6 protein-coding genes are annotated in these 5188 nt (G+C 62.1%); 1 reads left to right on the top strand and 5 read right to left on the bottom strand.

The window, feature by feature from the left end:
- Nucleotides 1–557 (bottom strand): transposase (locus tag Q0693_RS05890; RefSeq protein ID WP_298629916.1); only part of this gene is annotated, 557 nt, incomplete at its 3' end.
- A 107-nt stretch (nucleotides 558–664) separates the two neighbouring features.
- Nucleotides 665–928, bottom strand: a complete 264-nt coding sequence (locus Q0693_RS05885; RefSeq protein WP_298629914.1) for an HTH domain-containing protein — start codon at nucleotides 926–928, stop codon at nucleotides 665–667.
- Between the two features lie 32 nt (nucleotides 929–960).
- On the opposite strand from Q0693_RS05885, the gene polX reads away from it, so the two are divergent.
- On the top strand, nucleotides 961–2688 hold the full coding sequence (gene polX, locus Q0693_RS05880; RefSeq protein ID WP_298629912.1) for a DNA polymerase/3'-5' exonuclease PolX: 1728 nt from the start codon (nucleotides 961–963) through the stop codon (nucleotides 2686–2688).
- Here polX and Q0693_RS05875 read toward each other — a convergent pair.
- The 3 genes from Q0693_RS05875 to Q0693_RS05865 form a co-directional block, all read right to left on the bottom strand.
- Nucleotides 2666–3334, bottom strand: coding sequence for a uracil-DNA glycosylase (locus tag Q0693_RS05875; RefSeq protein ID WP_298629910.1), 669 nt, complete (start codon nucleotides 3332–3334; stop codon nucleotides 2666–2668). The two genes, polX and Q0693_RS05875, sit on opposite strands and share 23 nt — an antisense overlap.
- 56 nt (nucleotides 3335–3390) lie before the next feature.
- Nucleotides 3391–4899, bottom strand: coding sequence for a hypothetical protein (locus Q0693_RS05870; protein WP_298629908.1), 1509 nt, complete (start codon nucleotides 4897–4899; stop codon nucleotides 3391–3393).
- Nucleotides 4900–5053: 154 nt separating this feature from the next.
- The coding region (locus Q0693_RS05865) for a LuxR C-terminal-related transcriptional regulator (RefSeq protein WP_298629918.1) at nucleotides 5054–5188 on the bottom strand (135 nt) is incomplete at its 5' end.

Here is a 5188-nt window from a genome sequence, read left to right as displayed (position 1 = left end):
CCAACAACTGCTTGGCTTTCGGGTAGGGGTTTGGGTTCAACCTCACAGGTAAAGATGATGTACCACTCGTTCCCCTCCCGCTTCACGGTAGCCGTCTTGATCCTGCCTTCCAAAGGACGATGGAGCCTTAGCTTCACCGAGCCGATGCCGTAGAGAAGAACCCGCTTTCCGTCCTTCTGAATCTTGACCCCGGTAGTCCCAGCTTGGGGAAAGGTGAAGGTGTCGTAGCGCCTTTCCCCCTTAAAACGGGGGTAACCGGGGGTTTGGCCCTGTTTTACGCGGCGGAAGAAGCTCTGGAAGGCTTTATCTACCTTGTCTAATACAGTTTGCAAAACCTGGGAGTGGACATGCTTGTACTCCGGCAACTCGGTCCGTATCTCGGGCAGATACCTCTTCTGCTCGTAGAACCCAATGGTCTTTTGGGCCTTCCTATAGGCCTCTCTACGTTCCTGAAGGGCTGCGTTGTAAAGTTGCCTACACAAGCGGAGAGTACGCTCTAGGTCTTTTCTCTGGGGCTTGGTCGGGTACAGGCGGTATTTGAAGGCTTTTGTGATCACTGTACCTCCCTCCTATGGTAGTACATCTATCGCTTTGGGGTCCTTGTCCCAAATGAACCGCCGGAGGACGTGGGGGTCCACCTATCCCCGGTTTGCAAACCGGGGGATTATAGCCCTCCACACTCCCCCTTTTCTCTAAGGGCGTACAGCTCTCTAAGGGCGTACAGGCCCTTGCCCAGGGCCACCACCGGGCTCCTATGCCAGCGAGCCAGGGCGGAGAGCTGGATCTTGGCGATCTTTTCCGGTTCCCGAACGTGGGCCCAAAGCCCCGACTCCTTAAGGCGGCGGGCCACCTCGGTGTAGTGGAGGGGCCGCCCCTCTTCCTGAAGCATCTTTAATACCGCCTTGCGAAACTTGGCCGGCGGGGGCATGGATGGACCCAGTATACCCGTATAGTGAGGGCATGAGGAACCAGGAGCTGGCCCGCCTCTTTGAGGAGATCGGGCTCATGAGCGAGTTTCTGGGGGATAACCCATTCCGGGTCCGGGCCTACTACCAAGCTGCCCGCACCCTCTACGATCTGGATACCCCCATTGAAGAGGTGGCCAAGGGGGGCAAGGAGGCCCTTCTGGCGCTGCCGGGAATCGGCCCCGACCTTGCGGAGAAGATTCTGGAGTTTCTCAGCACAGGGGGGATTAGGAAGCACCGAGAGCTTGCGGAGCGAGTACCGAAGGGGGTCTTGGCGGTGATGGAAGTCCCCGGAGTGGGGCCCAAGACTGCCCGGCAGCTCTATGACCAGCTGGGCATTGATTCCCTGGAAAAACTAAGGGAAGCCCTGGATCGGGGAGAGCTGCTTCGCCTTAAGGGCTTCGGCCCCAAAAAGGCGGAAAGGATCCGGGAGGGGCTGGCCTTGGTGCAGGTGGCGGGTAAACGCAGGCCCTTGGGGGCGGTGCTTTCCTTGGCGCGGAACCTTCTTGCCGCCATCCGAGCCCTGCCCGGTGTGGAGAGGGCGGAACTGTGCGGGTCCGCTCGGCGGTACAAGGACACCGTGGGGGACCTGGACTACCTGGTGGCCACCGAGAGGAGCGAGGAGGTGGTAAAGGCCTTTGTGAAGCTTCCCCAGGTGAAGGAGGTCTACGCTCAGGGCAAGGAGCGGGCCACCGTGTTCCTTAAAAATGGCCTCCAGGTGGACCTCCGGGTGGTGCCGCCCGAGAGCTGGGGCTCCGGGCTCCAGTATCTCACCGGAAGCAAGGAGCACTCCATCAAGCTCCGTTCCTTGGCCCAGGAGAGGGGTCTGAAGCTTTCCGAGTACGGGGTCTTCCGCGGGGAAAAGCGCCTGGCGGGGGAGACGGAGGAGGGGGTCTATGAAGCTTTGGGCCTTCCCTTCATTCCCCCTCCCCTGAGGGAGGACCGGGGGGAGATAGAGGCGGCCCTTGGGGGGAAGCTTCCGAGGCTATTGGAGCTTTCCCAGATCCAGGGGGATCTGCAGGTGCACTCCACCTACTCCGATGGGCAGAATAGCCTCGAGGAACTCTGGCAGGCGGCCAAGGCCCTGGGCTACCAGTACCTGGGGGTGACGGACCACTCCCCAGCGGTGCGGGTGGCAGGGGGGCCCTCCCCGGAGGAGGCCTTAAGGCGGATAGAAACCATCCGCCGCTTCAACGAGACCCACGGCCCCCCGTACCTTCTGGCGGGGGCCGAGGTGGACATAAGGCCCGATGGCACCTTGGACTACCCCGATTGGGTGTTAAGGGAACTGGACCTGGTGCTCATCTCCATCCACTCGGGTTTTAAGCTCTCCAAGGCAGAGCAGACCAAGCGCATCCTAAAGGCCCTGGAGAACTCTTTTGTCCATGTCCTGGCCCACCCCACCGCCAGGCTCCTTGGCCGGCGGGCCCCCATAGAGGCTGATTGGGAGGCCATTTTGCGCAAGGCCAAGGAGAAGGGGGTGGCGGTGGAGATCGACGGCTACTATGACCGCATGGACCTCCCCGACGACCTGGCGCGCTTGGCCTATGGCATGGGCCTATGGATTAGCCTCTCCACGGATGCCCATCAGGTGGAGCACCTGCGCTTCATGGAGCTTGCGGTGGGCACGGCCCAAAGGGCTTGGATCGGGCCGGAGCGGGTTTTGAATGTCCTCCCTTACGAGGAGCTAACCACCTGGCTCAAAGCCCGGCGAGGTCTTTAGCCTTTAGGAGTATGTCCAGAAACATCTCCCGGGTGAGCCGGCCCGTTTGCGTGTTCTGCCGAGAGACGTGGTAGCTGGCGAGGAGGTGCCGGCCACCCGGCAAGGGGTAGTGGGCCCCGTGGAAAAAGGGATGAGAGCTTTTCTTCATGCCGAAGTGGTCCAGAAGGGCCTCGAGGGCAATCCGGCCCAGGGCCAGGTAGACCCGGGCCTCCCGCAGGAGACCGAGCTCCATCCGGGTCCAGGCGCTACAGGTCTGGAGCTCCTCCCGGGTGGGCTTGTTGTCCGGTGGGGCGCAGCGCACGGCGGCGGTAAGGTAGACGCCAAAAAGCCTTAGCCCGTCCCCAGGTTCGCTTTGGGGTTGGTTGGAGAGGCCCGCCTGGTAAAGAAGGGGATAGAGGAAGGCGCCCGAGGCATCCCCGGTGAAGGGGCGGCCCGTGCGGTTGGAGCCATGGGCTCCTGGGGCCAGGCCAAAGAGGACCAGGCGCGCCCCGGGGTCCCCGAAGCCGGGGACGGGCTTGGCCCAGTAGGTCCAATCCCGGTAGGCCCGGCGTTTCTCTCGCCCCACCGCCTCCCTATGGGCCACCAGCCGGGGGCAACGGGTGCAGGCGGCGAGTTCCTTTTGGAAGGTATCCCACGTGGCTTCCATCGGCCTATAAGCCTAACCCCCGCCGGGGGGCGGGGGCTAGGTCCAAAGTCCAAAGCCTACTCGCTGCAGTGCCCGGGGCCGATATAGCCCTCGTTGTACTGGCCCAGGAGGCTGGCGTAGGAACGGGCCTGGTTGCTGAGGGTCTTGGTGAAGTTAGATGAGGGTGTGTAGGTGTTGAAGAAGTTCTCCGCCCAGGCGATGGCTGCCAGCACCTCAGGTGGAGCGTAGGCCCCCTTCAGCACGTTCAGCTTGGCAGCGATGTACTGGTGGGCCAGCTGGTAGTACGGGTTGCCGCCCTGAGGCGGGGTCCAGAGGACCTGGTAGTAGGTTTGTCCGGGGGATACGAGGGAGAAGAAGGAGGTATCCTCGCCGCTAGGAACGATCAGGTCCCAGGTGGCGTCCCGGGGCTTGGCCGGCCCGTACCGGGTGTGGGTCTTCCAGTAGCCCTGGGTGAGGGTGCAGCCCATCTGGCAAGCCGGCACCCGAACCCTTACGGTCCAGCTGGAGGAGCCCGTGGTGCCGGTGGTGTTGGTGGTGAAGGTGGCGGTGTTGGTGAAGGTGTGGTACGTGTCCTGGCTCTCGCACGGGTACGGCCCCACGTTCAGGCTGTAGGTGAAGGTCTTGGGGGCTTCGTCCGCGCTCACAGTGCCCAGGGGGCCGTACTTGTCGTCGCTGACCGACACCTGGTTATCCACCAAGGTGGTGGGGCCATTGAAGGTAACGGGGGCAGTGGCGGTGGCGGTGCGCACCTGGTCCTGGCCTTGGCGCACGTAGGCGACGGTGGCGGTGTTGGTGCGGCTATCCTTGTTGGGCAGGCTGGCGCTGTAGGTGCAGGTCAGGCTTTGGCCTGGGGCCAGGGTGCGGGGAAGCTCCCCGCAGGCTACGTTGGCGACGATGTCGGGCGAAACCACGTCGAAGACGCTTTGCACCACGAAGGTGATGGGGGTATTGTTCTGGATGACGATGGTGCCCTGTACGGCGAAGTCCCGGTCCTCATAGCGGACAACCCCTACCTGTACCTGGTAGTTCACTGGGAAGACCTGGCCGGGACTCAAGGTGAGCTCCGTTTGGTCCCCGGTCTTGCGAATCTCCCAGAAGTACTGGCGGGTATAGGTGGTGGTGGCGGTTTTGCTCACGTTCAGGCGATACTGGAAGCAGAAGGTCACATGGCTGATTCTCGGAATGTTTCCGCCTTGGTTGGGAGGAGCGTGCAGGCCACTATCGGAGGTAGCCGGGGGATCATAGACGTACACATTGGCCCCTGGACCTCCCTTGACGATTACCGCGGTCATGACCAGGGTGGAGCTCCAAGCCACGTACTTGCCATCGGGGGAGAAGGTGGCGGTGATGGTGTTGCCGTAAGCGTCCACGGGGTAGGTACCGCTAACCGGTGGGCCTACCTTGTAGGCCCCGTCAAAGGTGGCTCCTGCCCGTGTGCATTCCGCCTCGGCGTTGCCTGCTTGCCACTCGGGGTAGGTAACCACCTGCCGGCTAACGGCTGTGGCGGGTTTCAGGGAGGGGCTGGAGGTCTGCCCGCCGCATGCGGAAAGGATCAGGAGCAGCACCGCCCCCAAAGGAACTCCCCACCTAAACCATAACCTATTATGCCGCATAAAGACCTCCTTTCGCCCTTAGCTTAGTAACCTTCCAAGGGGAGGCCAACGCTCCTTTGGCCTAATTCATGTGAAAAAAAGTACTACTACCAGGGAGCCGGAAAGTCTAGGTGAGAAACCGGATATGGGCCAGCTGGCTTCGCCGCTTGATCCCTGCCTTTTGAAACACGGCCGAGAGATGGGCCTTGACCGTGCGCTCCGAGATCCCCAGCTCCTTGGCGATCTCCTTATTGCTGAGGCC

This window comes from uncultured Thermus sp. (genome assembly GCF_938010445.1).
Taxonomy (GTDB): Bacteria; Deinococcota; Deinococci; order Deinococcales; family Thermaceae; genus Thermus; species Thermus altitudinis.
Note: the sequence above shows the minus strand (reverse complement) of the source record. Positions and strands in the feature narration are given on the sequence as shown.